The 26,359-nt window shown below is 67.0% G+C and carries 24 protein-coding genes; 5 read left to right on the forward strand and 19 right to left on the reverse strand.

Annotated elements, in window-relative coordinates:
• Positions 1-99 precede the first annotated feature (99 nt).
• From ACW5DN_RS09255 to xerD, 14 genes are all read right to left on the reverse strand, one after another.
• Positions 100-927, reverse strand: coding sequence for a type II secretion system protein XpsN (locus ACW5DN_RS09255; RefSeq protein WP_456962395.1), 828 nt, complete (start codon positions 925-927; stop codon positions 100-102).
• Positions 917-1,573 carry a type II secretion system protein GspM gene (gspM, locus tag ACW5DN_RS09260; RefSeq protein WP_456962396.1) on the reverse strand — a complete coding sequence of 219 codons (657 nt, stop codon included), beginning with the start codon at positions 1,571-1,573 and terminating at the stop codon, positions 917-919. Before gspM ends, ACW5DN_RS09255 begins: the two co-directional genes overlap by 11 nt.
• Positions 1,548-2,726 (reverse strand): PilN domain-containing protein, encoded by a 1,179-nt coding sequence (locus ACW5DN_RS09265; protein WP_456962397.1) that lies wholly within the window; start codon positions 2,724-2,726, stop codon positions 1,548-1,550. The genes gspM and ACW5DN_RS09265 overlap by 26 nt, the downstream gene beginning before the upstream one ends.
• Positions 2,723-3,664: a general secretion pathway protein GspK gene (locus tag ACW5DN_RS09270; protein ID WP_456962398.1), complete on the reverse strand. Its 942-nt coding sequence runs from the start codon at positions 3,662-3,664 to the stop codon at positions 2,723-2,725. The genes ACW5DN_RS09265 and ACW5DN_RS09270 overlap by 4 nt, the downstream gene beginning before the upstream one ends.
• A gap of 20 nt (positions 3,665-3,684) precedes the next feature.
• Positions 3,685-4,413, reverse strand: coding sequence for a prepilin-type N-terminal cleavage/methylation domain-containing protein (locus tag ACW5DN_RS09275; RefSeq protein WP_456962399.1), 729 nt, complete (start codon positions 4,411-4,413; stop codon positions 3,685-3,687).
• Complete coding sequence (gene xpsI, locus ACW5DN_RS09280) at positions 4,410-4,871, reverse strand: type II secretion system protein XpsI (RefSeq protein WP_456962400.1); 462 nt, start codon at positions 4,869-4,871, stop codon at positions 4,410-4,412. The genes ACW5DN_RS09275 and xpsI overlap by 4 nt, the downstream gene beginning before the upstream one ends.
• Positions 4,871-5,326 (reverse strand): type II secretion system protein XpsH, encoded by a 456-nt coding sequence (xpsH, locus tag ACW5DN_RS09285; protein ID WP_456962401.1) that lies wholly within the window; start codon positions 5,324-5,326, stop codon positions 4,871-4,873. The genes xpsI and xpsH overlap by 1 nt, the downstream gene beginning before the upstream one ends.
• 45 nt (positions 5,327-5,371) lie before the next feature.
• Positions 5,372-5,830, reverse strand: a complete 459-nt coding sequence (gspG, locus tag ACW5DN_RS09290; protein WP_456962402.1) for a type II secretion system major pseudopilin GspG — start codon at positions 5,828-5,830, stop codon at positions 5,372-5,374.
• 46 nt (positions 5,831-5,876) lie between these two features.
• Positions 5,877-7,094, reverse strand: coding sequence for a type II secretion system protein XpsF (gene xpsF, locus ACW5DN_RS09295; RefSeq protein WP_456962403.1), 1,218 nt, complete (start codon positions 7,092-7,094; stop codon positions 5,877-5,879).
• 17 nt (positions 7,095-7,111) lie between these two features.
• Positions 7,112-7,417 carry a GIY-YIG nuclease family protein gene (locus ACW5DN_RS09300; protein WP_456962404.1) on the reverse strand — a complete coding sequence of 102 codons (306 nt, stop codon included), beginning with the start codon at positions 7,415-7,417 and terminating at the stop codon, positions 7,112-7,114.
• Between the two features lie 197 nt (positions 7,418-7,614).
• A complete protein-coding gene (gene gspE / locus ACW5DN_RS09305; RefSeq protein WP_456963019.1) occupies positions 7,615-9,321 on the reverse strand; it encodes a type II secretion system ATPase GspE in 1,707 nt (568 codons plus the stop codon).
• Between the two features lie 542 nt (positions 9,322-9,863).
• A complete protein-coding gene (gene purL / locus ACW5DN_RS09310) occupies positions 9,864-13,925 on the reverse strand; it encodes a phosphoribosylformylglycinamidine synthase (protein ID WP_456962405.1) in 4,062 nt (1,353 codons plus the stop codon).
• Between the two features lie 58 nt (positions 13,926-13,983).
• Positions 13,984-14,805 (reverse strand): thioredoxin fold domain-containing protein, encoded by an 822-nt coding sequence (locus tag ACW5DN_RS09315; RefSeq protein ID WP_456962406.1) that lies wholly within the window; start codon positions 14,803-14,805, stop codon positions 13,984-13,986.
• A gap of 78 nt (positions 14,806-14,883) precedes the next feature.
• Positions 14,884-15,837: a site-specific tyrosine recombinase XerD gene (xerD, locus tag ACW5DN_RS09320; protein WP_456962407.1), complete on the reverse strand. Its 954-nt coding sequence runs from the start codon at positions 15,835-15,837 to the stop codon at positions 14,884-14,886.
• A gap of 115 nt (positions 15,838-15,952) precedes the next feature.
• Here xerD and ACW5DN_RS09325 point away from each other — a divergent pair, with 115 nt between their 5' ends.
• Positions 15,953-16,417, forward strand: a complete 465-nt coding sequence (locus tag ACW5DN_RS09325) for an RDD family protein (protein WP_456962408.1) — start codon at positions 15,953-15,955, stop codon at positions 16,415-16,417.
• 20 nt (positions 16,418-16,437) lie between these two features.
• On the opposite strand, the gene lptG is transcribed toward ACW5DN_RS09325, so the two are convergent.
• Together lptG and lptF are read right to left on the reverse strand one after the other, a co-directional pair.
• The gene (lptG, locus tag ACW5DN_RS09330) at positions 16,438-17,538 is read right to left on the reverse strand and encodes an LPS export ABC transporter permease LptG (protein ID WP_456962409.1); all 1,101 of its coding nucleotides are present in this window, start codon (positions 17,536-17,538) and stop codon (positions 16,438-16,440) included.
• The gene (lptF, locus tag ACW5DN_RS09335) at positions 17,535-18,635 is read right to left on the reverse strand and encodes an LPS export ABC transporter permease LptF (protein WP_456962410.1); all 1,101 of its coding nucleotides are present in this window, start codon (positions 18,633-18,635) and stop codon (positions 17,535-17,537) included. The genes lptG and lptF overlap by 4 nt, the downstream gene beginning before the upstream one ends.
• Positions 18,636-18,816: 181 nt before the next feature.
• Here lptF and ACW5DN_RS09340 point away from each other — a divergent pair, with 181 nt between their 5' ends.
• The 3 genes from ACW5DN_RS09340 (at position 18,817) to ACW5DN_RS09350 (ending at position 23,801) form a co-directional block, all read left to right on the forward strand.
• Entirely contained in the window at positions 18,817-20,322 is a 1,506-nt protein-coding gene (locus tag ACW5DN_RS09340; protein ID WP_456962411.1) for a leucyl aminopeptidase, read from the forward strand.
• A 10-nt stretch (positions 20,323-20,332) separates the two neighbouring features.
• A complete protein-coding gene (locus tag ACW5DN_RS09345) occupies positions 20,333-20,776 on the forward strand; it encodes a DNA polymerase III subunit chi (protein ID WP_456962412.1) in 444 nt (147 codons plus the stop codon).
• Between the two features lie 148 nt (positions 20,777-20,924).
• Positions 20,925-23,801 carry a valine--tRNA ligase gene (locus ACW5DN_RS09350; protein ID WP_456962413.1) on the forward strand — a complete coding sequence of 959 codons (2,877 nt, stop codon included), beginning with the start codon at positions 20,925-20,927 and terminating at the stop codon, positions 23,799-23,801.
• A gap of 235 nt (positions 23,802-24,036) precedes the next feature.
• On the opposite strand, the gene rimI is transcribed toward ACW5DN_RS09350, so the two are convergent.
• Genes rimI through pssA form a run of 3 tightly spaced genes read right to left on the reverse strand, consistent with a single transcriptional unit; the run spans position 24,037 to position 25,843 of the window.
• Entirely contained in the window at positions 24,037-24,474 is a 438-nt protein-coding gene (gene rimI, locus ACW5DN_RS09355) for a ribosomal protein S18-alanine N-acetyltransferase (RefSeq protein ID WP_456963020.1), read from the reverse strand.
• A 47-nt stretch (positions 24,475-24,521) separates the two neighbouring features.
• The gene (locus tag ACW5DN_RS09360; RefSeq protein WP_456962414.1) at positions 24,522-25,055 is read right to left on the reverse strand and encodes a hypothetical protein; all 534 of its coding nucleotides are present in this window, start codon (positions 25,053-25,055) and stop codon (positions 24,522-24,524) included.
• Complete coding sequence (gene pssA / locus ACW5DN_RS09365) at positions 25,052-25,843, reverse strand: CDP-diacylglycerol--serine O-phosphatidyltransferase (RefSeq protein WP_456962415.1); 792 nt, start codon at positions 25,841-25,843, stop codon at positions 25,052-25,054. The genes ACW5DN_RS09360 and pssA overlap by 4 nt, the downstream gene beginning before the upstream one ends.
• A gap of 79 nt (positions 25,844-25,922) precedes the next feature.
• Here pssA and ACW5DN_RS09370 point away from each other — a divergent pair, with 79 nt between their 5' ends.
• On the forward strand, positions 25,923-26,351 hold the full coding sequence (locus tag ACW5DN_RS09370; RefSeq protein ID WP_456962416.1) for a DUF4124 domain-containing protein: 429 nt from the start codon (positions 25,923-25,925) through the stop codon (positions 26,349-26,351).
• Positions 26,352-26,359 lie beyond the last annotated feature (8 nt).

A 26,359-nucleotide genomic window follows, 5' to 3' on the forward strand; every position in this document is an offset into this window, starting at 1 on the left:
ACGACCAGGCGGATCACGGCCGGCCCCGACCGCATGGAGGGCAAGCGAGTCGGCGACGATGACGGGCGATCGGTGGGGCGTTGCTTCATTGCATTCACTTTAGCGGTTGTTGGCCGGTGGTTTCGCTTCGGGTGGGTTGCGCAATTTCTCACGTCGCGCCTGGATGCGCTGACGGATCGCATCCATCTGCGCCGCATCGGTGGCCGGTGGGTCGGCAGCGGTACCGGACGCATCCTGCGTGGTGCCATCGGGCGAGGCTGGTGCGGGTGGCTGCTCGCGTACCGGTGCTTGCGGGTCATCGGGGATGACCGGCTCCGGGGCGTCATCCACGCGCCGCGCGGATGCTTCAGCTGGTGCCGGCGACGGCGCGCGCCGCTGACCGTCGGCAGTGCCATCGGACCTGCCCAGGACAGTTGGCGGCAAGCCACCGACGCCGTCGAACACCCGAAGCGGCAAGGTGCGGCGTCCTTCCGGCCCATCGAATACCGCGCTGCGCTCGCCCAGCTCGACCAGGCGCCAAGCGGGATGGGGCTCCGGCCCGTGATCGAGGCGGACCCGGAACGAGGTGCTGCCGTCCGGTGGCTGCAGGATCGCCAACTGCAGCCGGGGCGTGAGCAGCACGCTGGTCAGCACGTAGTTGAAGCCCTGCGTCTCCTCGCCACCGCCGTTTTCCAGGAAAAACGGCTGCGGGGTGCGATCAGGCGAGAACAACGGTCGTGCGGCAATGGCTTCATGCTCGCCCGGCGCGGCCGGCCGGGGCGCCGGCGCAGCGGGCAGTGGCGGCAACGGCGCCAGCACGCCGGATGCGTCATCCAGCGGCGCGACACGCCCTCCCATCCCGGCCATGGCCAGCGCCCAGGCCAACACGGCGACGCCGGCGACAGCGGCCAGCAGCCGGGTTCGCGGGCCGGCGTCATCAATCCGCATGGCTCACCCCGGTGGCGGCGTCGGATACCACCAGCGATGTGGAAGGCGCCAGATAGCCGTACAGGTCGAACGACACGTCCAGCCCCCCGGCACCGCTGGGCGTGCCGCGACTGAGGAAGCGGCCGCGGGCCAGGATATTGAGGTTGTCGACGAACAGTCTGGGAGCGCCACTCTCCAGGAGATCCAACACCCTGGCCAGCTCGGGGGTCCCGCACTGCAACCGCACCTGCACCGTCACCCGGATATAGGACTCGCGGCTATCGGAATCGAGCGGCGAGCGATTGGTGATGGCGCAACTGCGGTTGCCCGGGCTGGCCTGGAGCACCACCGCCTCCAGTCGCTGGATCAGGCTCGCCGTCGCCAACTCCGGGTTGGCCTCGGGAAGGAACCCCGGAAGCTGCTTCTGTCGTGCCTGCACCTGCTCCAGTCGGCGTGCAATCTGCGGCGCCTGCTGCAGATGCGCGCGCAGGCGCAGTTCACGTTGTTGCAGCGACTCGATGCGCTGGTTCGCGTCGGCCATGGGAACCGTCCACCACGGGTGGATCAACAACGCATAGACAATGCCCAGCACCGCCAGCAGCAGCGCCAACGCCAGCCAGCGGTCCCGGCCACCCAGGCGTTCAGCGACCCGGCTTGGCAGCGCCATCGGCGAGCTCCCCGGGCGTTGGTGGTATTGGCGCGGGCGGCGCAGCGACCGCCAATTTCGCGGTCAGGGTAAAACGATCACGGCTGCTGCCGGGATCGGGTTGCAGGGCGCCGGCCAGCGCCGGCGAGCTCCACGCCTCGGCCCCTTGCAACTGGCCGATCAAGGCCGCCGCCTGGCCACTCAGGCCGATCAGCAACAACTGGTCGTCATTGATTGCGAGCTTTTCCAGGTAGGTATGGTCGGGCAGCCGCACGGTCAACTCGTCCATTATCTCGATCGCGGTGGGCCGCCGGGCCCGTGCCTGGTCCAGGAACGCCTGGCCTTCCACCAGGCTGGCCAGTTGATGGCGCTGGGCGGCGGCCTGACGCCCGGCATCGGCCTGGGCGGCCATTGCCTGCTCCAATGCGTCGGCCGCCGTGCGGCGGTTATCCAGCAATTGCCACAGCAGCGCTGCCACGGCAACCACCGCGACCGCCGCCAACGCGGCGTTCCAGATTGCCCACGGATCGCGATGAGGCCGACGCTGGGCCACCGGCAGCAGGTTGACGCCCAATGGCACGCCGTCGGCCGCCGCCACGTCGACCCCGGCCAGGGTCGAGGCCAGCGCCCCCAGCCGGTCCAGTGCCGGATCCAACACCTGCCGCGGGACGACCACCAGTTCTACATCGAGTTGGCCGTCGCTTTCGCGTCGTCCCGCCAGCCGTGCATCGAACGCGACCACATCGGCACGGAAGGGCGTTTGTCGATCAATCTCGAAACCCACCACATCACGCAGCCGATCACTTGCCGCGGCGGGCAGAACCAGGCGACGACGCAGGCTGGTCGCTGGCGCCAGCAACAGCCAGCGCGGCAGGTCGTCCTGCCCGCGGCCCAGCAGCCGGTCCAGCGGATCGGATGGGCCGGAGATATCCGCCAGCGGCACTCGCGCCAGGTCACGCAGCTCATCACCCTGTTGCAGGCGCAGTTGCATGTCATAGCCATCCACGTGCAGCAGCAGCCGGCCACGATCGAAGCCCAGTGCCTGGCGCAGCCGCGGCGGCAACCATTCCGCCAGTGAGCGCCCCCACCAGCGCCATAGCCCGGCAACACTCGGGGCCAGGCGCGTGCCGAAATCGCCCAGGCGACTGCCGGTACTGGAAGCGATCTGGCTCATTTTGACGAGGCTCCCTGTCTTCGATCCAACGCGTCCAAATCCGACGCGCCCCAATGCGACATGCTCCAATACGACATGTCCCAATCCAGCACGGTGTAGGCCATCCCGGGCAAGCGACCCGCGCCCGTGCGCACCACGACCCGCAACCCGGACTGTCGCCCGTTGGCGAGCCGGGCGCGGCTGTCAATACTATACGTACCGCCGGGGCGTGCGCCGATGCCGATGTTGACCCCTGCCTGGCGCTGCGCGGGACGGCCGCGTTGTCCCACGATGGCCGCGCCGTCCAGACCCATGGCGTTCAACACCGGCTGCGACGCGAATGCAGGATTGGGGTGCGGCAACCCGCCATGCACGGTCACATGGGGCGACAAACCGGCATACAGGGCCGGCGTGAAACCCAGTACCTGCTCCAGTTCGGTGATGCTTTCGAAAGCGGCGTCCTTGGCGCCATAGCCACGGCCGGCGGACGCGTAATCCTGGTCTTCCGCGCCGCCTGCCACCTGGGTCAGGCTGCCAGGATCGCGCCAATCGATGATCGCCGCCGCCAACCGCGATGCCTCGACCCTGTCACTGCCCAGTTCGTGCAGCAGACTCTCCAGCAATGGCGCGCCGGCCTGGTTTAGGTCGATCTTGCCGCTCTCGTCGACAATCCGGATCTCGACCTGCGCGCCGGCATAGCTCCATGGGTACAAGCGGCCATCGGGCACCCATTGCAAGCGTGGGTCGGTGGCCTGCAACCGGCTGATCGCGTACTCCACCCCGGCGCGGGCCGCGCCATCGGCCGCCAGTCCGCGCACCAGTACGCGTCCCTGCATGTGCTCCACCCGGGCCACCATCGCAAACGAGCCGACCAGCGCGGTCAACAGCACGATCAGCCATAGCACCAGCAACAAGGCCGCCCCGCGGAGGGCGGACTTCGCGGCCCGTCGCGGCCTCACGCCAGACCTGCCGGGCACCCTCACCAGCCTGCACCCGGCGCGATACCGGCAACGGCGCCCGCCTGGGGCAGTGCGACCACCAACGTCGGCCATTTGCGTCCGTCCGCGTCGGTGAACTCCACCTCGACCAGTCGCGGCAGTTGGCCGGCGTGATCCCAGCTGTCTTGCCAGTCGCCCAGGCCCGGGCGATCGGGATCCATCCCGCGGTAGCGGAACGCGACCGCGCCCAGTCCGCCGGCCAGCAACTCCGCAGGCCGCTGTTCGGGATCCTCGATGGTCTGCCCCGCCACGACGATATTGAGCGCCAACACGATCCTGACCTGCTGCTGGTCGGCCTCGACACGGAAGTCATGCAGGTACGGACCGCCCCGGCCGAGGTAATCGGGCAGGTTGGCGACGAACCGCATCCGCCCTGGTTCACCAATGAAGTATCGCGGCAACGCATCGTCTTGCCCGGTACTGAAGGCAAGCGGCCGGGCCGCCGCCAGCCGCTTGCGCAGGAAGCCTTCCACCGCGCGCACCTGCTCGCTGCGTTGCGCCAGCAGCTCGCCGCGGGTCGTGGTCTGACTGGCCGCCGACAGGGTGGCGAAAGCCAGCGCCAGCCCCGCGGCCAGCAACACCGTCGCCAGCAACACCTCGATCAGCGTGAACCCGGCCACCCGCCGACGCCGGGCGCCGGTTGGCACCACGTTTGTCTGCCGCGTACTCGAGTGCGGCGCACGCGGCCCCGGCATGCGGAGCGCGCTCATGGCCATCCGTCCGCCGGCTCGGTCGCCACCAGCCGCAGGGTGCGCATCTGCAAGCGTTCGCGTGGACCACCGTCGCCCCAGGTCACATCCAGCACCACTTCAAGCAGTTGGGGAGCGGAAAGCGCAACGGGCATCTTGGCCAGCGCCGGGTCACGCCAGACGGCCACCTGCAACGACCAGCGATAGCGCCCGTCATCGAACTCGCCATGGCGCTGCCCCGGTTGCACCGGCGCCACCACCCCGACCGTGTCCAGCAGCGATTGCGCGTGCAGCGCCGCTCGCCCCGCATCGCCCGACCAGCGCACCTGCGAGGTTGCCCCCGACAACGTGCCCAGCAGCAAGGTCAACGCGACGGCCAGCAGCGCGAACGCGACGATCACCTCGATCAAGGTGTAACCGCGTTGCCGACGGCCGCAACCGCCCCGCACCACGCGCCGGTGTTCGGCACGCCGTGGCATCAGCCGTCCTGCCCCGAGCGTTCCACGGTGACCTGCCCGGTCAGCCAGGCCACGTCGATGTTCCATTTAGCGCCATCGCGACCCAACTGCACCCGGCCGCCGGTCGCCGCCCCGTCCGGGAAAAACAGCACCGCGCCCTCGCGCTCACTGGGCTGTGCCTCACGCGCGCCGATGAACCGTACTTGCAGGGCCGCAGGGATCTCGCCGTGGTGGTCGCCCGGTCCTTGCCAGGTACGCGCTTGCGGGTCGATCACAAAGCGTTGCGGCTGCCCGGTGACGATCGCCCGCGACCGCGTGTAGCGCAGCTCGGCGGCGACTTGTTTGGCCGCCGAACGCAACTGGGCACCCTTCATCCCACCACTGAACGCCGCCATCGCCAGCAGACTGGCCGCCGCAATCAGCGCGACCACCAGCAGCATCTCCAGCAACGAGACGCCTGCCTGGCGCGGCCGCATCCCGGTCACCGGCGAAGCGGCCTCGGCCGCCCACGGTGTGCCACGTCACTGGTAGTGAATATCGCCATCGACGCTGCTGCCGCCGACCTTGCCATCCTTGCCCAGGATCGTCAGGTCGAAATCACCACTCTCGCCCGGCACGCGGTACTCCATCGGATGGCCCCAGGGATCATTCAGCTCGGCTGACTTGGCGTACGGCCCCAGCCATCCGGGCGCGTCACCGGGCTCGGTGACCAGCTCGTCCAGCGCCGTCGGCAGCCGGCCGGTGTCCATCTGGAATGCCTCGACCTTCTGCGCCACGGTCATCACCTGCGACTTGGCCAGGTTGGCCTTGGCGCGATCGGCGCCGCCGAGCACGCGCGAGCCGACGAACGTCAGCACCGCGCCGATCAGCACGATCACGATGATGATCTCGATCAGGCTCATGCCGGCCTGTTTCGCGGCGGAAGGGGCACGGAAATTCCGGGGCCGGAAGTTTCGGGTCAGGGAACGGCTGTTGTGCATTGCGGAGGTCCTGTGTGGGTTCAATGGTGTGCTTTGCTCGTCTGACTTACCCGATCTGGTTGGTGAGGTCGTACAGCGGGGTCAGCACCGCCATGACCACCATGCCGACCACGCCGGCCAGCACCACGGTGACGATCGGCACCAGCGCCGCCAGCATCCGGTCCAGTGCCAGCGAGGTCTGATGTTCGAACGTCTCGGCGGTCTTGACCAGCATCGCATCAAGCTCGCCGGATTCCTCGCCGACCTGGATCATCTGCAGCGCCAGGCGCGGGAAGCGCTTGCCACGACCGAGCGCGGTCGACAGCGCGACGCCGTTCTTGACCTCCTCGCTGGCGGCGCTGACATCCGCGGCCAAAACCCGGTTGTCCATCACCTTCTGGGCGATGCCGAGCGCACCCATCAACGGCACGCCATTGCGCACCAGCGTGCCCAGCGTACGTGCCAACCGCGCGGTCTCGACCTTGGCGACCAGTCCACCAAAGAAACGGCGGCGCAGTATCCAGCCATCAAGCGCCTCGCGAAACACCGGATCCCGTCGCTTGCGGTCGATCCACAGCAGCAGCAACGCCGGCACCACGATCAGGAAAATCCACCAGTCGCGCACGAACAAGCCAACGCCCAGCACGATCCGGGTGAAGAACGGCAACTGCGCATCCAGGCTTTCGTACATCAGCGCGAACTGCGGCACCACGTAGCCGAGCAGGAACAACAAGCTCAGCCCGACCATCACCAGCAGGATGGCCGGATAGATCAACGCATTGATCACCCGCCCCTGCATCGCCCGTGAGCGCTCCAGGTAATCGGCCAGCCGCGCCAGGGTCTCGTCCAGGCTGCCACCGGCCTCGCCGGCCCGGACCATGTTGACGTACAGCCGCGAAAACGTGCCGTGCTGGCGCTCCAGCGCGGTCGACAACGACATGCCGCCGCGCACCGCGTCACGCACGTCACTGACCACGCGCCTGGCCGCCTCGTCCTCGGGCAACTCCAGCAGGATCGTCAGCGCGCGGTCCAACGGTTGGCCCGCGCCGAGCAGCGTCGCCAGTTGCTGGGTGAACTGGACCAGCCGCTCACCGGCAAACGGCCTGGTCTGGAACAGCCCCTGCAAGAGCGACGCCCCGCCCCCCTCGCTGGCCAGCCGCGCCTCGACCGGCAGATGCCCCTGCTCCTGCAGGCGCGCAGCCACCTCGGCATTGCTGGCAGCCTCCATCTGGCCGTCCAGCATGTCGCCGCGCGCGTTGATCGCCTTGTAGTTGTAGAGGGGCATGGGGTTGATTCCCGCCGTCATTCCCGCGAAAGCGGGAACCCAGCGACTTCGGCCTCCGCGCCGGTGATCTGCGGCCAAAGATCATTCCAGTAGGGATTGGCTTTCTCGATCAGTTGCATCTTCCAGTCCCTCCGCCACTTCTTGATCCGTTTCTCGTGACTGATGGCGGCCTCCATGGTGTCGTGCATTTCGTACCACACCAAGTGTGTGACGCCGTGCTTTTCGGTAAAGCCCTTCATCACGTGATTTCGATGCTCCCAGATCCGATTCACGAGATTGCTGGTTACACCGACGTACAAAATACCGTTGCGAGCGCTGGTCAAGAGGTAAGTGGCAGGCTGTGTTTCATGACGTTCCTGTGCGGGTAGTGGCGATGAGGCACTGGGTTCCCGCTTTCGCGGGAATGACGGAGTGTACTGATGCCGGACGGATTCCCGCCTTCGCGGGAATGATGGTGTTGGTTGATGTCGCAGGGGTTCCCGCCTTCGCAGGAATGACGGTCGAAACGGGGATGACCATCTCAGGCATCCTCGGTCACGCGCAGCACTTCCTCGATGGTGGTCAGGCCCGCCAGCGCCTTGATGATGCCGTCCTCGTACATGGTGCGCATGCCGGCATCGCGGGCGATCCGCTCGATCTCGCCCATGCCGGCGTGGCGCATGACGGCGCGGCGCAGGTCGTCATTCAGAACCATGAATTCCATGATCGTGGAGCGACCCTTGTAGCCCGTCGGTGCCAACGGCGAGGCGACCGGGCGGTACAGGTGGATGTCGCCATCGGGCTGGTAGCGGCGCAGCGCGAACTTCTCGATCTGCTCCTGTGTGGCCGGGTAACGCTCGGCATGCGTCGGCTCCAGTTTCCGCACCAGCCGCTGGGCCAGGATGCCGTTGACGGTCGAGGTCAGCAGGTAATCCTCGACGCCCATGTCGAGCAGCCGGGTGATGCCACCGGCGGCGTTGTTGGTGTGCAGGGTGGACAACACCAGGTGACCGGTCAGCGCCGACTGGATCGCGATGCGCGCGGTCTCCAGGTCGCGCATCTCGCCGATCATGATGATGTCCGGATCCTGGCGCACGATCGAGCGCAACGCCTGCGAGAAATCCAGCCCTATCTGCGGCTTGGCCTGGATCTGGTTGATGCCTTCGATCTGGTACTCGACCGGGTCCTCGACGGTGATGATCTTGACGTCGGGCGTGTTGAGATTGCTCAGCGCGGCGTACAGCGTGGTGGTCTTGCCCGAGCCGGTCGGGCCGGTCACCAGCAGGATCCCGTGCGGTTGCTGCAACACGTGCTGGAACTGCGGCAGGAACTCGTCGGTGAAACCCAACTGGTGGAAATCCAGCACCACCGACTCGCGATCCAGCAGGCGCATCACCACGCTCTCGCCATGCGCGGTCGGCACCGTGCTGACACGCAGGTCCAACTCCTTGCCCTGCACCCGCAACATGATCCGTCCGTCCTGCGGCAGCCGACGCTCGGCAATGTTGAGCTTGGCCATGATCTTGATGCGGCTGATCACCGCCGCGGTCAGGTTGACCGGCGGACTCTCGCCGTCGATCAGCACACCGTCGACGCGGTAACGCACCTTGAGCCGGTTCTCGAACGGCTCGATGTGGATGTCGGAGGCGCGCAATTCGACCGCACGCTGGATGACGAGGTTGACCAGCCGGATCACCGGCGCTTCGGAGGCGAGGTCGCGCAGGTGCTCGACGTCGTCCAGATCGCTGCCCTCGCCCTCGGCAGTCTCGATGATCGCGCCCATCGCGCTGCGGCCCTGGCCATGCCAGCGCTCGATCAGCTCGTCGATTTCCGAGCGCAATGCGACGCTGGCGTGGACCTCGCGACCGGTTGCCAGCCGCACCGCGTCGAGGGTGTAGGTGTCCTGCGGGTCGGCGGCTAGCACCTCGACCATCTGGTCGGTTTCGGCCACCGCCACGATCGCGAATTGCTTCATGAACTTGATGGTCAGCTGCACACCGTCGGGCGGCAGCTCCGGTACTGTCTTCGTGCTCACCAGCGGCAAGCCAAGTACCGTCGCCACGGTCTCGGCATGGTCGCGCTCCGACACCAGCCCGAGCCGGGTCAGCAGGGCGAGCAGGCTACCACCGGTCTCGGCCTGCAGCCGGCGCGCGCGGCCGAGGTCGGCCTCCTTGAGCCGGCCTTTCGCGAGCAAGGCGTCGACGATCCGTTCTTCCACAGGATTGCCCTCGACAGGATTACTGCCGATGCCGCGACCATCCGTGCCGCCCGCGAGTGCGTCTGCAGCTGCGCTCACATCACTCTCCGAGTCCTTCAACGGCTGACTTTAGCAGGTCGGTTGCGGTGGCGATCGGCTCGTGGCCCAGTCGGTTTCCCGGGCGTCGAACCTTGCTGCCGGGCAAGAAACGACAGCGAGCAAAAGTCCGGCGTCGGGTGGAAGCGGCGCCTTGTCGAGGGCGTGCTGCCCGGCTCGATCAGTCCATCCATGCCCTGACTCGCCGACGTGCGCCATCCATGGCGCACTGTTCGCACGCCCCAGACAGGACGCCGCACCGGCGTTTGGGTTCCGACCGCGTCTTGTTGCGAACAGCTGACTCCAATACTGGAACGCCGATGACGGAAGCCAACGAATGGTGGGGCGGGAGGCGGCCGGCGGGGGTATTGCGGAAAAGCCGGCCATGGATGGCCGGCGGCCCGCCTCAGGGCAGGATGCCCTGATGAAGGGCTGCAGCAATGCCCCCGCCGGCCGCCCTCCGCGGCGCGAAAATCGTCAGCGCGCGCCCTCGCGAGTCAGCCGACAAACACCCGTGCGTTGCGGAACATCCGCAGCCACGGGGAATCCTCGCCCCATTCGCGCGGGGCCCAGCTCAGGTTGGCGGTGCGCAGGGTGCGCTCGGGGTGCGGCATCAGGATGGTGGCGCGGCCGTCGGCGCTGGTGACGGCCGCGATCGCGTCGGCCGAACCGTTCGGGTTGGCCGGATACAGGCTGGCGGGGGAGCCGTCGGCGTCGACGTAGCGGGCCGCGGCGTTGGTTGCGGCGCGATCGGACGGGTTGTCGAAGGCGGCGCGGCCCTCACCGTGGGACACCACCACCGGGATCCTTGATCCGGCCATGCCGCGCAGGAACAGCGACGGCGATTCGAGCACTTCGAGCAGGCTCAGGCGGGCCTCGAACTGCTCGCTGCGATTGCGCAGGAAAGTCGGCCAGTGCTCGGCGCCGGGGATGATCGGCTTGAGCTGGCTGAGCATCTGGCAACCATTGCAGACGCCCAGGGTAAAGCTGTCGTCGCGGGCGAAGAACGCCGCGAACTGGTCGCGCAACGCACTGCGCTCCAGGATGCTGGTGGCCCAGCCGCGACCGGCGCCGAGCACGTCGCCGTAGCTGAAGCCACCGCAGGCAGCCAAGCCCTTGAAGCCGTCCAGCACGACGCGCCCGGCGATCAGGTCGCTCATGTGCACGTCGAACGCCTCGAAGCCGGCACGGTCGAAGGCAGCCGCCATCTCGATCTGGCCGTTGACGCCCTGCTCGCGCAGGATCGCCACCTTCGGCCGAGTACCAAGGTTGATGTACGGCGCCACGATGTCTTCGGCCGGGTCGAAGCCCAGCTTGGGTATCAGCCCCGGCGCGTTGAAGTCGCGTGCGGCGCTGCGCTCCTGGTCGGCGCAATCAGGGTTGTCGCGCAGCTTCTGCATCGCGTGGCTGGTCGACCACCAGGCATCGAACAACTCGTCCCAACGCCATTCGACCAGGGTCCCGGCTTCCTCGCTGATCCGGATCACCGGGGCCGTGGTTGGCCGTGCAATGCGCTGAGCGCAATCGATCAGGCCGTGATGTGCGACCAGATCGGCGAAATCCGCCCGGTCCTCGGCGGCAATCTGGACCACCGCGCCAAGCTCTTCGTTGAACAGGGTTCGGAACGGATCCTCACCCCAGCCATCCAGGTTGATCTCCAGGCCCAGGCGCGAGCAGAACGCCATCTCGCACAGCGTCGCGAACGCGCCACCGTCGGAACGGTCGTGGTAAGCCTGCAACAAGTTCGCCTCGCGCGCCTCGCGGATCAGCTCGAAGAAGTCGCGCAGGCGCTTGGGCTCGTCGAGGTCCGGCACGCCGGCATCGCGGCGACCGTCCTCGGACGGCTGTCCGGCAAACGCCGGCAACCGGCTTACCTGGGAACCTGCGCCATTGCCGTCGCTGCCAGCCATCGCGTTGGGATGCACCTGGGCCAGCACCGAGCCGCCAAGACGCTGTTTGCCAGCGCCAAGACCGATCAGCCACAACTCCGAGTCTTCCTCGCGAGCAAGCAAGGGAGTCAGTTGCTGACGCACGTCGACCACCGGTGCGAACGCGGTGACGACCAGCGACACCGGCGAGACCGATTTTTGCGGCCCGCCCTTGTCGTGATCGCCATCCGCCTGCCACTGCGCCTGCATCGACAGCGAATCCTTGCCGACCGGGATGCTCAGCTCGATCTGCGGACACAGTTCCAGGCCCACCGCGCGGACCGCGTCGAACAGCAACGCATCGTCGCCGTCGTGCCCGGCCGCCGCCATCCAGTTGGCCGACAGCTTGACCCGGTTGAGTGATTCCACCGGCGCCGCGCATAAATTGGTGATCGCCTCGCCAACCGCCATCCGAGCCGCCGCGGCCGAGTCGAGCAATGCCAGTGGTGCGCGCTCACCGATCGCCATTGCTTCACCAGTGAAGCCATCGAAACCGGCGAAGGTAATCGCGCAATCTGCCACCGGTACCTGCCAGGGCCCGACCATCTGGTCGCGCGCAGTCAAGCCGCCGACACTGCGGTCGCCGATGGTGATCAGGAACTGTTTGGAAGCCACGGTCGGATGCGCCATCACCCGCAGCGCGGCGTCGCGCAGGTCCAGCCCGCTCCAGTCCAGCGCCGGCCACGGCGCGTCGTCGGGCCGATGGGTGTCGCGTTGCATCTTCGGCGCCTTGCCGAACAGCAGGTCCATCGGCAAGTCGATGGGGTGAGGAAGACCCGCTTGCGCGGCACCGCCGCGCGGGTCATCCGAACGCCCGGCGCGCTGCGCCGAGCCGGGTGTCGCCAAACCGGCATCGTTTACCAATCCGCCATACACCGACTCAACCGTCGCGCCATACCCGACCACCAGCCGCTCCTCGGCGGTGGCATGACCGACCACGGCGAACGGGCAGCGCTCGCGCTCGCAGATTGCGGCGAACTCGGCTACGCGATCGGCCGGCAGGCCGAGCACGTAACGTTCCTGCGACTCGTTGCACCACAGTTGCATCGGCGACAGCGAGGGGTCGTCGCTGGGCACCTTGGCCAGATCGATCACCCCGCCCAGTTGCGAGTCGTGCAGCAATTCCGGGATCGCGTTGGACAGGCCGCCGGCACCGACGTCGTGGGCGCTGTCGATCGGATTGGCTGCGCCCAGTGCGACGCAATGGTCGATCACTTCCTGGCAGCGCCGTTCCATTTCGGGGTTGTCGCGCTGGACGCTGGCAAAATCCAGCGCCTCGTGGCTGTCACCGGACGCCACCGAGCTGGCCGCGCCGCCGCCCAGGCCGATCAGCATCGACGGGCCGCCCAGCACGATGACCGCGTGACCGGGCTTGAGGCCAAGCTTCTCGACCTGGTTGCGGTCGATCGCGCCCAGCCCGCCGGCCAGCATGATCGGCTTGTCGTAGGCACGGGTCAGCTCGCCTTCGCCCAGCTCGAACGTGCGGAAGTAGCCGACCAGATTGGGACGGCCGAACTCATTGTTGAACGCCGCCGCGCCCAGCGGGCCGTCGAGCATGATCTCCAGCGCCGGCGCCATGCGCGGGTTCAAGGCGCGTTCGCCCTCCCACGGTTGCGGCAGGGTCGGGATACGCAGATGCGAGACCGAAAACCCGCACAACCCGGCCTTCGGCTTGCCACCGCGACCGGTCGCGCCCTCGTCGCGGATCTCGCCGCCGTTGCCGGTGGAGGCGCCGGCAAACGGGGAAATCGCGGTCGGGTGGTTATGGGTCTCGACCTTGATGCAGAACGCCGACTCGACCGGCGCCTCGGCGCGATAGCCACCGGTCGCCGGGTCGGGCCGGAACCGCTGGCTGGTGTAGCCCGCCACCACCGCCGCGTTGTCGCTGTAGGCCGACAACGTGTTCTCGGGGGTCTGCGCGTGGGTGTGCTTGATCATCTTGAACAGCGAGGTGGACTGCGCAACTCCGTCGATGGTCCACGATGCGTTGAAGATCTTGTGCCGGCAATGCTCGGAGTTGGCCTGGGCGAACATCATCAGTTCGACATCCGAAGGCGCACGACCGAGCGCGGTGTAACGCTCGCGCAGGTAGGCGATCTCGTCCTCGGCCAAGGCCAGGCCCAGGCGGTCGTTGGCTACTTCCAGCTCGGCCAGCTCGATGCGCTCAAGCTCGCCGCGCGCCGGGGTCACGAACAACGCGGCGGCGTGGTCACGGGACTCCAGCAACGATTGCGTCATCGGGTCGTGCAGCGCCTTGGCCAACGCACGCTGGACGGCCGCATCGGTGGGCCAGCCGGCGAAGTCGTAACGGGTCCCGTGCTCGACGCGCTGAACCGCCAGGTTGGCCCCGTGCAGCAGGTCGGTGGCCTTGCTCGCCCAGGGCGACATCGTGCCCAGCCGGGGGGTGACATAACGCGAGACCGCGCCGTCGGCACGCGCGGCGGCGGCGGGTTCGGCCTGCAGTATCCGGCGCAGCGCGGCATCGTCGGGACTGGCGCCTGGCTCGGGCTGGACCCAATAGACCGGCCATGCATCGAGCAGGCGAATCCCGGGGTGGAGGGTCTGGAGACGGGCTTGCAGGCGTTCACGACGGAACGCGGACAGGGCGGAAGCGCCCTCAAGGACGATCATGTCCGGGAACCACAGGTCGGCGGGCCGGCCATTGTAAGCCAGACCCGGGCCAAAGCGCTCAGACGCCGCCGCTGGGCGCGTCTTGTGCGGCCATTTTATCCAGTGCCTCGCGCAGCGCCTTGGGCGGCACGTAGCCACCGAGCTGGGTGCCATCGGCGGCAATGATCATCGGCGTCCCGGTCAGGCCGACGCGCTGGCCGATGTTGTACTGCATGGTGACGGTGTTCTTGCAGTCCTTTTCGGCGACACCACCGGTGGTCTTGGCCGTGGTCAACGCCACCTTGCGATCGGCCGCACACCACACAGAGACCATCTTCTCGAAGTCCTCGCTGCCGATCCCCATCCGCGGGAACGCCAGGTACTCCACGGCGATGCCCTGGTCGTTGTATTCCTTGATCTGGCTGTGCATCTTGCGGCAATAGCCGCATTCCACGTCGGTGAACACGGTGACGGTGTGCTTCGGGTTCGGCGGCGCGAACACGATCCGCTCACCGGCCGGGATGGTCGCCAGCAACTTGGTGCGCATGCTTCCCAAGGTGCCCTCGCTGAGGTTTTCCTGGGTCCGGGTATCCAGCAGCGCACCGCCGGCACCGGCCAGGAACAGGTAGCGGCCATCGTCACTGACATAAATGACCTGACCACCGACCACCGCCTCGCGGAAGCCCGGCAGCGGCGCGGGACCAATATGTTCGATCTTCACGCGGGGATTGAGTCGCTCGATGGCCGCCACCGCGCGGGCCTCTGCGGTACCGGCAACCGGTTCCACCGTCGCCGATGTGGCCGTAGCCGGCACGGAGCCGTCGCTGTCCGGGCCGGGCGTCTTCGCGCAGGCGGAAACGCTGATCGCGCCAAGCGCGGCGACAAGGAGGAGACGCTTCATGGACTGTCCTGGGTGCTGGGCGGCAAGGACACCGCCCCGGAGGGAATCCCGAATTGTGGCACGTCCGCCGCCCCGTCCCTACCCGCGCGGGTGGTGCTTGGCATGCAGTTGCTTGAGTTGCTCGCGGGCGACCAGGGTGTAGATCTGGGTGGTCGACAGCGAGCTGTGGCCGAGCAGCATCTGCAGAGCGCGAAGGTCGGCGCCGTGGTTCAGCAAGTGGGTCGCGAAGCTGTGGCGCAGTCCGTGCGGGCTGATCCGTGCCGGGTCGATACCGGCGACGGCGGCGTAGCGCTTGACCAGCTGCCACAGTTGCTGGCGGGTCGGCGGCTGGCCACTGTCGGCGATGAACAGCGGCGCCAGTACGCGCTTCCCCGCCAACTGCGCCCGGGCGCCGGTGATGTAGCGTTCGACCCAGTACTGCGCCTCCTCCCCCAGCGGTACCAGACGCTCCTTGCTGCCCTTACCGGTCACCCGCAACACGCCCTGGCGCAGGTTGATCGCCGTGGAAGGCAGGTTGACCAGTTCGCTCGCCCGCAGGCCGCAGGCATACATCAGCTCCAGCATCGCCCGGTCACGCAGCCCCAGCGGGGTATCGATGTCGGGCGCGCGCAGCAAGGCCTCCACCTGGCTCTCGGTCAGCGCCTTGGGCAACGGGCGTGGCAACCGGGGCGGATCCAGCAATGCCGTTGGGTCGTCGGCGCGCTCGCCGTGACGCACCCGCCAGGCGTAGAACGCACGCAGCGACGACAGCAACCGCGCGTTGCTGCGTGGCGAATACTGTTGCGCCGCACGCGCGGACAGGTACGCAAAAAGGCCGCTCCGGTCAGCGCCGGTCAAGCCGCCGCTGCTCCCGCCGCGCCAGCGGGCAAACCCCTCCAGGTCACGCCGATAGCTGGCCAGGGTTGACTGGGACAAGCCATTCTCGGCCCAGACCGCATCCAGGAACGCGGCGATCACGACTGCGTCCGCGTCCGGCACCGGCGGCATGGCCATCGCGTGTCGACGGCGGTCGGAGGCTGTAGACGGGCTCATCGTCCCAGCTTAGCCGCAGCGCGAAGGCTTGCCCTAGACTTGCCGATCACCGCGTCATGTCCATCGCGTCATGCCTATCCCATCTCGCCCGCCGAAACCGATCCGCCGCACGCCAATGACCCAGAACCCAACGGAAACCCGGCCGTCCACGACGCACGCCACCGCAGCCCTGATCGGCTGGCGGCTGTTGTCGTTGATGTACGACTTCTTCGCGGCGCTCGGACTGTGGCTGCTGGTGGCCGCGATCTTCGTCGCCGTGCACCGCGACGCCATTACCGGTGGTGTGTGGGGCGGGTTCGAGTTCGCGGCGCTGTGGAGCATCACCGCCGCCTATGCCATCGCCAGCTGGCGCTACGGCGGCCAGACCCTGGGCATGCGGCCGTGGCGGCTGCGGGTGGTGGCAGCCGACGGCCGCAGCCCGGGTTGGCGCGCCCTGCTGGTCCGTTACGCAGTCGGCAACTTGTCGCTGCTGTTGGGCGGGCTGGGTTTCTGGTGGGCCTGGATCGACCGCGACCGGCTGACCTGGCACGACCGCGCCAGCGGCACCAGGATGCGCCGCGAGCCCGGCCGGCCACGCTGAATACGGCCGTCTGGCTTTCCCTAACCCGATCGCCGTTTGAACAGGTACATCGACACCCCGATCATGATCATCGTTGGCAACGCATACGCCAGCCGGAAGTCGAACTTGAACGCGCTCGCCATTTTCACGAACTGGGTCTGCAGCAACCAGAAGCCCAGCGCAAAGACGATACCGATGAACAGCCGCTTGCCCATCCCGCCGCTGCGCAGGCTGCCGAATGCAAACGGGATCGCGGCCAGGCACAGTGCCAGGACGTTGATCGCGTAGAACCAGCGGCCCCAGTAATTTTCCTCGTAGTCACGCGCATCCAGCCCGTTGCGGGCGCGGTACTGCATCGCCTCGCGCAATTCGCGGGTGCTCAAATAGCGCGGCCGGTCGATGTCCGCGCTCAACGCGGTGGCATCCAGCTCGGACTCCCAACGCTCCTGGGCGACCTGGGTGCGGGTGACCGAATCCTCGCCAAACGTGGTCCGGGTCACGTCGCGCAACAGCCAACCCCCAGGACGGTGCTCGGCGACCTTCACCAGTGCGAGCGACTTCAGCCGGCCGTCGTCCTCGAACTCATACAAGCGCACGTCATGCAGCTCCAGCCATCGGTCGGCGCCCGTGTCGTGCTCCTCGCCACCTTCGGCATTCAGGATGACCGCGCCTTCGCGTGCCCACACCCCGGAATAGCGGGCGACGATCATGTTCTTGGACTTCGATGACGCCTTCAGCGCATCGGCGCTGCGCTGCCCCCAGGGCGCCAGGGTCTCGCCGTTGACCACCATCAGCAGCGTCAACAACGCCAGTGCTGCGCCAACAGCGATGGTCATGCGTTGCCGTGACAAGCCAATGGCCCGCAGCGCGGTCAACTCCGAGGTCGCGGCAAGCTGGCCCAGCGCCATCAGCGAGCCGATCACCGCAGCCGTCGGGAAGAGCGCGTAGGCGTGCCGCGGCACCGTGTACAGGATGTAGACGAACGCCTCCATCGCGCCGTAATTGCCCTCACCGACGCTGCCAAACTCGGAGACCAGCGCCAGCATCATGTCCAGCCCCAGCAACACCGCCCAGGTCAACAACACGCTGCCAATCACCACTCGGCCCAGGTACAGGTCGTGGATCTTCGGAAACGGCATCATGGCCCCGCCTCCTGCACCTTCGGCAGTCGACTACGGCGCATCCGGCCATCGTTGAAATACAGCCATAGCGATCCGCCCAGCAGCGGCAGTACCAGCCACCACAAGCCCAGCGCGGGCGCGATCCGCCCGGTAACCAGCCAGTCCTCGCCCATCAACACCAGGTTCATGCCGATCAGGTAGGCAAAAAAGCCCATCATCATTCCGCCATAGCGCGCCTGGCGCGGGGTGGTACGCGCCAGCGGGATCGCCAGCAGCGCGAACGCCAGGGTCAGCAGCGGCGGCACCAACCGGACATGCAACTGCGCGTTGGCGGCACGACGCGGGTCGCCAAACAGCTCGGTGGTGGGAAGTACTTCCGGATCGTCCGGGTCGAAGCGCTGGCGACCGGCCGGCAGGCGCACCTCGTTGCTGGCATAGCGCATCAACCGGTAGTCCAGCCCCGTGTCCATCGGCCCTTCCACCTGGAAGCCGTCGTCCAGGGTCAGGTAGCGCTCACCGCTGTCGTCCACGCTGAGCGCGCCACTGTTGGACGTGGTGACATCCAGCCGTCCTTCCGATTGGCGGTAGATGAAGATCCGCCGGAACTGGCTGCCGTCACTGGACATCGCACCCACGTAGACCACCCCGCCACCGCCAGGAATCTCGGTGAAGCTGCCCGGCTCCAGCCCGGAGATCACCAGGTTGCGGTTGGCCTCGTTGATCATCTGGCGCGAGATACGCTCGGCCATCGGCCCCAGCCACAACGAACACAGCGCGACCACCAGCACCACCGGCAGCACCAGCGTCAGTACTGGCCGCAGCAGTTGCCTGGGACCAATGCCCATGGCGGCAATCACCGGCATTTCCGAGTCGCGGTACAGCCGGCCGACGCCGATCATGATGCCCAGCATCAGCGCCAACGGCAGGATCAGCGGCAACCAGTTGAGCAACACCAGGCCGAGCTGGGCCAGCATCAGCCCGGCCGGCAGCCGGCCCGAGGCAATGTCCTTGAGTACGTCGGTGATCACCCCACCAACGCTGACGATCAGCAGCACCACCAGGGCGGCGAAGGTCGATTGGGCGAGTTCGCTCAGCAGGTAACGGTCGAGCTTGGACATCGGCGGCCTATGGTTGCGTTCTTTTTATAAAGACAGGGGCTTGCTTTAGACTCGATGGTTCATTCGCACGGTTCACGCCGGCCGCGCCGCGCGCGATCCGGCCGACATTGTCGCCCGGATCGACCGTTTTCGCCGCCCGGGCGCCGCGAATCCTCCTTTCACTTCCCTTGGAATCTGTTGCATGGCCCTCGAATTTGACCTGAACCACGACGCTCCCGCCGCTGCCAAGGTGGACTGCATCGTCGTCGGCGCGTTTGCCGACAACTCCCTGACCACCACCGGCAGCGCCGTGGATCAGGCCTCCGGTGGTCGGCTGCAAGCATTGCTGGCGCGCGGTGATGTCAGCGGCAAGGCCGGCAAGACCGCGTTGCTGCACGACCTGCCCGGCGTGAGCGCCCCGCGGGTGTTGGTGATCGGCCTGGGCGAGGCGGGCAAGTTTGGTGTGCCGCAGTACCTCAAGGCGGTCGCCGATACCGCCAATGCACTCAAGACCGGCCCGGTGAGCCATGCCTTGTTCACCTTGACCGACGCCCCGGTGACCGGCCGCGACAGCGCCTGGGCCGTCCGCCAGGCCGCGATCGCCGCCGATCACGCTTGCTACCGCTATTCCGCGACGCTGGGCGACAAGAACAAGGCCAAAGCCGGCGAGCCGGGCCTGCGCAAGCTGTCCATGCATGCGCCCGCCGGCCAGAGTGACGCCGAGCATCAACTTGCGGTCGCCCAGGGCCAGGCCATCGCCGCCGGCGTCGCTTTCGCCCGCGAGCTCGGCAACCTGCCGCCGAATATCTGCAACCCGGCCTACCTCGCGCAGCAGGCGCAGGAGTTCGCCGGCCGCTTCGACAACACCAGTTGCGAAGTGCTCGACGTCGCCGCGATGGAGAAGCTCGGCATGGGCTCGCTGCTCGCGGTCGGCCGCGGCTCGGCCAACCCGCCCAAGCTCATTGCACTGAAGTACGACGGCGGCGGCGACGCCAAACCATACGTGCTGGTCGGCAAGGGCATCACCTTCGACACCGGCGGCATCAACCTCAAGACCCAGGGCGGGATTGAGGAGATGAAGTTCGACATGTGCGGCGGCGCCACCGTGATGGGCACGTTCGTGGCGGCGGTCGGCATGAAGCTGCCGGTCAACTTGGTGGTGATTGTGCCGGCGGTGGAGAACATGCCCGACGCCGACGCCTACCGCCCGTCCGACGTGCTGACCAGCATGTCCGGCAAGACGATTGAAGTCGGCAACACCGATGCCGAGGGCCGGCTGATCCTGTGCGACGCGCTGACCTATGCGCAGAAGTACGAGCCAGCGGCACTGGTCGATGTCGCCACCCTGACCGGCGCCTGCATGGTCGCGCTGGGCAAGTACGCCTCCGGCCTGATGAGCAAGGACGACGGGCTCGCCAACGAGCTGCTGGCCGCCGGCGAAAACGTGTTCGACCGCGCCTGGCGCCTGCCGCTGTGGGACGAGTACCAGGGCATGCTCGACTCGACCTATGCCGACGTCTACAACATCGGCGGCCGCTGGGCCGGCGCCATCACCGCCGGCTGCTTCCTGTCGCGCTTCACCGAAGGCCAGCGCTGGGCGCACCTGGACATTGCCGGCAGCGGCAGCGACGACGGCAAGCGCGGCATGGCCACCGGCCGCCCGGTCGGCTTGCTGAGCCAGTGGCTGCTCGACCAGGCCGCCAAGTAGACCGGCTGCCGTGCGCGCCGACTTCTACCTGATCGCCAAGCCGCGGTTCCGCGAGGAGCCGCTGCTGCTGGTCTGCGAGCTGGCCCGCAAAGCCAGCGACGCCGGCCTGGCGACGTTGGTACTGGCCCGCGACACCGCCCAGGCCGAGCTGCTCGACGACCTGCTGTGGTCCTTCGATCCCGACGCCTTCATCCCGCACCAGATCGTGGGTGCGGACGATGACGAAGACGCTCTTGATGAGGCCAACGAGGAGGTGACGGTGCTGATCGCCACCCCGGAGCACGATGTCGCGCTGCGACCGCTGGTCATCAACCTGCGCGATGGCGCCGTGGAAGGCGAGTTCGAGCGGGTACTGGAAGTGGTACCCGCCGACGATTCGGCCCGCGGCCCGCTGCGTGAGCGCTGGAAACAGTACAAGGCGCGCGGACTCGACGTTAACTCACACAACATGTAGCCCCCACAGCGTCATTCCCTCCTACACCGTCATTCCCTCCTACACCGTCATTCCGCCCTACACCGTCATTCCCGCGAAAGCGGGAACCCAGTGACTCCCCCGCTTTCGCGACGATGATGGGGGAACGCTCGACAACCAGCCAAGACCCATGACCAACACCCTCGCCTCCAGCTACGACCCCACCCAGTTTGAAACCCGGCTGTACCAGCAGTGGGAGGCCAGCGGCGTGTTTCAGCCGCGTGGCGAAGGCGAGCCCTACACCGTCCTGCTGCCGCCGCCGAATGTCACCGGCACCCTGCACATGGGCCACGCGTTCCAGCACACCCTGCAGGACGCGCTGGTGCGCTACCACCGGATGCGCGGCTTCGACACGCTGTGGCAGATGGGCAGCGACCACGCCGGCATCGCCACCGAGATGGTGGTCGCGCGCAACTTGGCGCTGGAAGGCAAGGGCGAGACCCGCGATTCGCTCGGCCGCGACGGTTTCATCGGCAAGGTCTGGGACTGGAAGCAGCATTCCGGCGACACCATCGAGCGCCAGATGCGCCGGATCGGCACCTCCGGCGACTGGTCGCGCAGCGTATTCACGATGGACCCGATGGCCGCCGAGGCGGTGATCGAAGCGTTCGTGAAGCTGCACGACGACGGCCTGATTTACCGTGGTCAAAGATTGGTCAACTGGGACCCGGTGCTGAAGACCGCGATCTCCGACCTGGAAGTCGTCAACGAGGAAGAAGAAGGCTTCCTGTGGTCGATCCGCTACCCGTTGGCCGACGGCGTCAGCTACGAGCACATCGAGCGCGACGCGGACGGTAACGAGTTGCTGCGCGAAACCCGCGACTACCTGGTGGTGGCCACCACCCGCCCGGAAACCCTGCTGGGCGACAGCGCGGCCATGGTGCACCCGGACGACGCGCGTTATGCCGCACTGATCGGCAAGCAGGTCAGCCTACCGCTCACCGGCCGCGAGATCCCGGTGATCGCCGACGACTACGTCGACCGCGAATTTGGCACCGGCGTGGTCAAGGTCACTCCGGCGCATGATTTCAACGATTACGCGGTCGGAGAGCGACATGGCTTGCCGCTGATCAACATCTTTACCGACGAGGCCGCGACCAACGACACCGTGCCCGCCCCGTATCGCGGTCTCGACCGCTACGAGGCCCGCAAGCTGGTGCTCGCCGATCTCGAAGCCGCCGGCCTGCTGGTGGAAGCCGCCCCGCACAAGCTGCAGGTGCCGCGCGGCGACCGCAGCGGCGTCGCGATCGAGCCGTACCTGACCGATCAGTGGTTCGTGAAGATGGACACGTTGGCCAAGCGCGGGCTGGCACTGGTCGAGGGCGTCGATGGCCAGCCGGGCGCGGTCAAGTTCGTCCCCGGTAACTGGATCAACACCTATCGCCACTGGATGGAGAACATCCAGGACTGGTGCATCAGCCGCCAACTGTGGTGGGGCCACCGGATTCCGGCGTGGTACGACGAGGCCGGCAAGATTTATGTCGGCCGCGACGAGGCCGAGGTCCGCGCGAAACATTCGCTCGGCGACGATGTCGCCTTGTCGCAGGACAACGACGTGCTGGAGACCTGGTTCTCCTCATCGCTGTGGCCGTTCAGCACCATGGGCTGGCCCAACCAGGCCCTGATGGCCGAGCGCGGTTTCGACAAGTTCGTGCCGTCGTCGGCACTGGTCACCGGCTTCGACATCATCTTCTTCTGGGTCGCCCGGATGATCATGATGACCGATCACTTCACCGGCCAGGTGCCGTTCAAGGACGTCTACATCACCGGCCTGATCCGCGATAGCCACGGCCAGAAGATGTCCAAGTCGAAGGGCAACATCATCGACCCGATCGACCTGATCGACGGCATCTCGCTGGAGGCGCTGGTCGCCAAGCGCACCACCGGCCTGATGAAGCCCAAGGACGCGCCGAAGATCGAGAAGGCCACCCGGCGTGAATTCCCCGAGGGCATCCCGGCGTTCGGCGCCGACGCGCTGCGCTTCACCATCGCCGCGCTTGCCACCCACGGCCGCGACATCCGCTTCGACATGGGCCGCGCCGAGGGCTACAAGAACTTCTGCAACAAGCTGTGGAATGCCAGTCGTTTCGTGCTGATGAACACCGAGGACGTGACCTTCAGCGGTGCCCCGCAGCCGAAGACCGATGCCGAACGCTGGATCCTCGCCCAGCTCGAGAAGACCGCCGCCCACGCCGCGCAGCACTTCGCCGGCTACCGCTTCGACCTGCTCGCCCAGTCGCTGTACGAGTTCGCCTGGAATGATTTTTGCGATTGGTTTGTCGAGCTCGCCAAGCCGGCCCTGCACGGCGACACCGGCACCGATGCAGGCCGGGAAGCCGCCGCGAGCACCCGCCACACCCTGCTGTACGTGCTGGAGCGCCTGCTCAGCCTGCTGCATCCGCTGATTCCGTTCGTCACCGAGGAACTGTGGCAACAGGTCGCGCCCCGGCTCGGGATCGACGGCGACACCATCATGCTGCAGCCGTACCCGCAGGCCGGCGACATCGCGACCGCAGGTCATGCCAGCGCCGAGGCCGATGTGGAGTGGCTGAAAGCGATGGTGTCCGCGCTGCGCCGGGTGCGCAGCGAGCTCAACGTAGCGCCGTCCCGGCAGGTCACGCTGCTGCTGGCCGGTGCGACCGATCGTGACCGCGAGCGCACTGCACGGTTTGACGATTCGCTGCGTTTCCTGACCAAGCTGGAACGGATCGAATTCATTGAGGACGCATCCACCGCGCCCGCCTCCGCCACCGCCGTGGTCGGCGAGCTCAAGTTGCTGGTGCCGCTGGAAGGCCTGGTCGACTTGGGCGCCGAACGCACCCGGCTGGACAAGGAGCTCAAGCGCGTGGAAGTCGAAATCGGCAAGTGCAACGGCAAGCTGGCCAGCGAAACCTTCGTCAACAACGCGCCACCGGCAGTGGTCGAGCAAGAGCGAAAGCGGCTGCTCGACTGGAACCTGCAACGCGAGGCGCTTGCCACTCAACGCAACAAACTGGGGAAAGCCTGAACAACACGGCTTTACCCGTCATCCCCGCGAAGGCGGGGATCCATGGACGTGGGCCCGTGAAAAGCAACGTCCATGGACTCCCGCCTTCGCGGGAGTGACGGTTTTTGGGTGAGCTGCGGTGAGGATGATCTGGCGGAACTACACGACAGCGTTTTTTACCTGTCATCCCCGCGAAAGCCTGGTCATCCCCGCTTTCGGGGAATGACGGCAATGGTTCAAACGTTTCCCGGGTTGATTACAGGGCGGATTCCAGCAGCTCCAGCGCCATCACCACGGCGTCCTCGCGGCCACTGCGGGCGGGATAGTAACGCGGGCGCCGGCCGATCTCGTTGAAGCCCTCGTGGTGATACAACGCGATCGCGCCGACGTTGCTCGGGCGTACTTCCAGGAACACCCGTTGCGCGCGACGCATGCGGGCAACCTGCAACAACGCGTGCAACAACTCACGACCATGGCCGTGGCCTTGCAATTCAGGGGCGACGCAGATGTTAAGTATGTGTGCCTCGCCCGCCGCCAGGCTGATCAGGAAGTAGCCGACAATGCGGTCTTCGGCCAGCAACACCCACGCCGGGTAATCCGCGCGCAGGCAGTCGCGGAAGATCCCCAGCGTCCACGGGTACTCGTAGCTGCGGACCTCAAGCGCATGCACCGCCAGCAGATCGTCCTCGCGCATCGGACGGCGCGACACCGGTGCCTGCAGCGCGTCTGCGGCCAATGCACTCACCGTTCGCGGCCTCCCCGCAGGCGCTTCAATTGCCGCCACAACGCGCGCTTGGCCGATGGGTCGGCACGCAGCGTTTCCAGATCGATCGCCAACGCCGCCACGGCATCCCTGGCCAACGATTTGTCCGGTCCCGCCGCAAGCAAGATCGCTGCCAGCAACGCATCATCATCGAGCGGCACGTTTGACGCGGCGGGGCGAGCCGCACGACGGCCGCGACGCGCCTCATCCAGCGCCGCCTTCTTGGCGGCCACGTCGGTGCGTTGCGGAGTGCGTCCGGGTTCCGCGACCGCCACCGGCTCATCGACAGCAACCGGATTTACCCGCGTCGAGGCGGTGCCTGATGCGCGAGTCGGGCGCGTGTCGACCTGTGCCGGCCTGGTCGCCGCCGTCGTTCCGGTGGCTCCCGCCGGTTCGGCGACCGGCAGCGGCACCGGGGCGATCACGGACAACGCCGGATCGCCGACCAACAACAGCACCGGATGACCCAGCGCCTGCAACCATTCGTGTTGCTGCGCCGTCCACAAGCTCACGAGACCGGCTCCACCGGCGCCTTCCGCAGGCGCCGGCCGGCGACGTACAGCGGCCCGGAAATCGCATACAGCACGGTGATCGCCAGCAGCACGCGCGGCGGGTCGATCGCAATCGCCGCCACCACCACCACTATCACCAGCACCGTCAAGAACGGCATCCGGTCGTGACTCGGCCCGCCACCCTTGAAACTGAAATACCGCACCGGGCTGACCATCAGTAACGCGGCAGCGATGGTGGCCGCCAATGCCAGGTAGCGCAATTGCGGGCCGTCATAGCCGAGCACGAAACAGGTCCACACCAGGCTTGCCAACAGTCCCGCCGCAGCAGGACTGGCCAGGCCGATAAACCAGCGCTTGTCGACCTGCCCCACCTGGGAATTGAACCGCGCCAGTCGCAGCGCGGCACAGGCGGCGTACAGGAACGCGGCCACCCAGCCGATCTTTCGCATCGTCACACCGTCCAGCGCCATCGCGAACAGCGCCCAGTGGTACATCACCAACGCCGGCGCCAGGCCGAAGCTGATCAAGTCGGCAAGCGAGTCGTACTGGACGCCGAATTCACTCTGGGTATTGGTCAGCCGCGCCACCCGGCCATCCAGTCCGTCCAGGATGGCGGCCACAAATATCGCGATGCAGGCATGATCAAAATGGCCCTGGGTCGCAGCGATGATCGCGTAGAAACCTGCGAACAAACCGCCGGTGGTAAACAGATTGGGCAACAGGTAGATCCCGCGCGGGCGCGACGGCGGGTTGGGGGACGAGGTGGAAAGTGGGTCTGTAGGTTCCATTTCAGCAGTTTAGCGCTTGCTTGCCGCGCGCAGCGGTGCTGCAATCACCATTGACAACGCCGCACACGGAAGAAGCTCCATGTCTGACCTCAATCGCTCGCCCCGTTTCCACTTGCTGCCCTGGCTGGGTGCCGCCGCATTACTGGTTGCCTTGCCGCTGACGGCCGGCGAGTTGTACCAGTGGAAGGATGCCAGCGGCGTAACCCACTACTCCGACGCGCCGCCACCCAATGGCGAGTACAAGAACCGGGTGATCAGCAACACCGGCTCGGCGGCAATTGCCAGCGCGCCCACCGACGACGCCCCGGCCGAAAACACCCAGTGCACCACCGCACGCGGCAACCTGGCGCTGCTGGGCGCAGAGGGCCCGGTCGGGATCGACAGCGACGGCGATGGCAAACCCGACAGCGAAATGACGGTCGAGCAGCGCAACGCACAACAGCAACTGGCCGAGGCGGCGATCAACGTCCATTGCAGCACTGACGCGGCGCCTGTCGCCGAGTCCTGACCATCCCT

Source organism: Lysobacter sp. A289 (assembly GCF_054072675.1).

Excerpts from the sequence above, each read along its gene's own strand:
- xerD (WP_456962407.1), bottom strand. The coding sequence starts at position 15,837 with ATGAGCCCGTCTACAGCCTCCGACCGCCGTCGACACGCGATGGCCATG.
- purL (WP_456962405.1), bottom strand. The coding sequence starts at position 13,925 with ATGATCGTCCTTGAGGGCGCTTCCGCCCTGTCCGCGTTCCGTCGTGAA.
- xpsH (WP_456962401.1), bottom strand. The coding sequence starts at position 5,326 with ATGCGGCCGCGCCAGGCAGGCGTCTCGTTGCTGGAGATGCTGCTGGTG.
- ACW5DN_RS09265 (WP_456962397.1), bottom strand. The coding sequence starts at position 2,726 with ATGAGCCAGATCGCTTCCAGTACCGGCAGTCGCCTGGGCGATTTCGGC.
- pssA (WP_456962415.1), bottom strand. The coding sequence starts at position 25,843 with ATGGAACCTACAGACCCACTTTCCACCTCGTCCCCCAACCCGCCGTCG.
- ACW5DN_RS09315 (WP_456962406.1), bottom strand. The coding sequence starts at position 14,805 with ATGAAGCGTCTCCTCCTTGTCGCCGCGCTTGGCGCGATCAGCGTTTCC.
- ACW5DN_RS09255 (WP_456962395.1), bottom strand. The coding sequence starts at position 927 with ATGCGGATTGATGACGCCGGCCCGCGAACCCGGCTGCTGGCCGCTGTC.
- ACW5DN_RS09325 (WP_456962408.1), top strand. The coding sequence starts at position 15,953 with ATGACCCAGAACCCAACGGAAACCCGGCCGTCCACGACGCACGCCACC.
- xpsI (WP_456962400.1), bottom strand. The coding sequence starts at position 4,871 with ATGCCACGGCGTGCCGAACACCGGCGCGTGGTGCGGGGCGGTTGCGGC.
- xpsF (WP_456962403.1), bottom strand. The coding sequence starts at position 7,094 with ATGCCCCTCTACAACTACAAGGCGATCAACGCGCGCGGCGACATGCTG.
- ACW5DN_RS09340 (WP_456962411.1), top strand. The coding sequence starts at position 18,817 with ATGGCCCTCGAATTTGACCTGAACCACGACGCTCCCGCCGCTGCCAAG.
- ACW5DN_RS09275 (WP_456962399.1), bottom strand. The coding sequence starts at position 4,413 with ATGAGCGCGCTCCGCATGCCGGGGCCGCGTGCGCCGCACTCGAGTACG.
- ACW5DN_RS09350 (WP_456962413.1), top strand. The coding sequence starts at position 20,925 with ATGACCAACACCCTCGCCTCCAGCTACGACCCCACCCAGTTTGAAACC.
- ACW5DN_RS09370 (WP_456962416.1), top strand. The coding sequence starts at position 25,923 with ATGTCTGACCTCAATCGCTCGCCCCGTTTCCACTTGCTGCCCTGGCTG.
- gspM (WP_456962396.1), bottom strand. The coding sequence starts at position 1,573 with ATGGCGCTGCCAAGCCGGGTCGCTGAACGCCTGGGTGGCCGGGACCGC.
- rimI (WP_456963020.1), bottom strand. The coding sequence starts at position 24,474 with ATGCGCGAGGACGATCTGCTGGCGGTGCATGCGCTTGAGGTCCGCAGC.
- lptG (WP_456962409.1), bottom strand. The coding sequence starts at position 17,538 with ATGATGCCGTTTCCGAAGATCCACGACCTGTACCTGGGCCGAGTGGTG.
- lptF (WP_456962410.1), bottom strand. The coding sequence starts at position 18,635 with ATGTCCAAGCTCGACCGTTACCTGCTGAGCGAACTCGCCCAATCGACC.
- gspG (WP_456962402.1), bottom strand. The coding sequence starts at position 5,830 with ATGCACAACAGCCGTTCCCTGACCCGAAACTTCCGGCCCCGGAATTTC.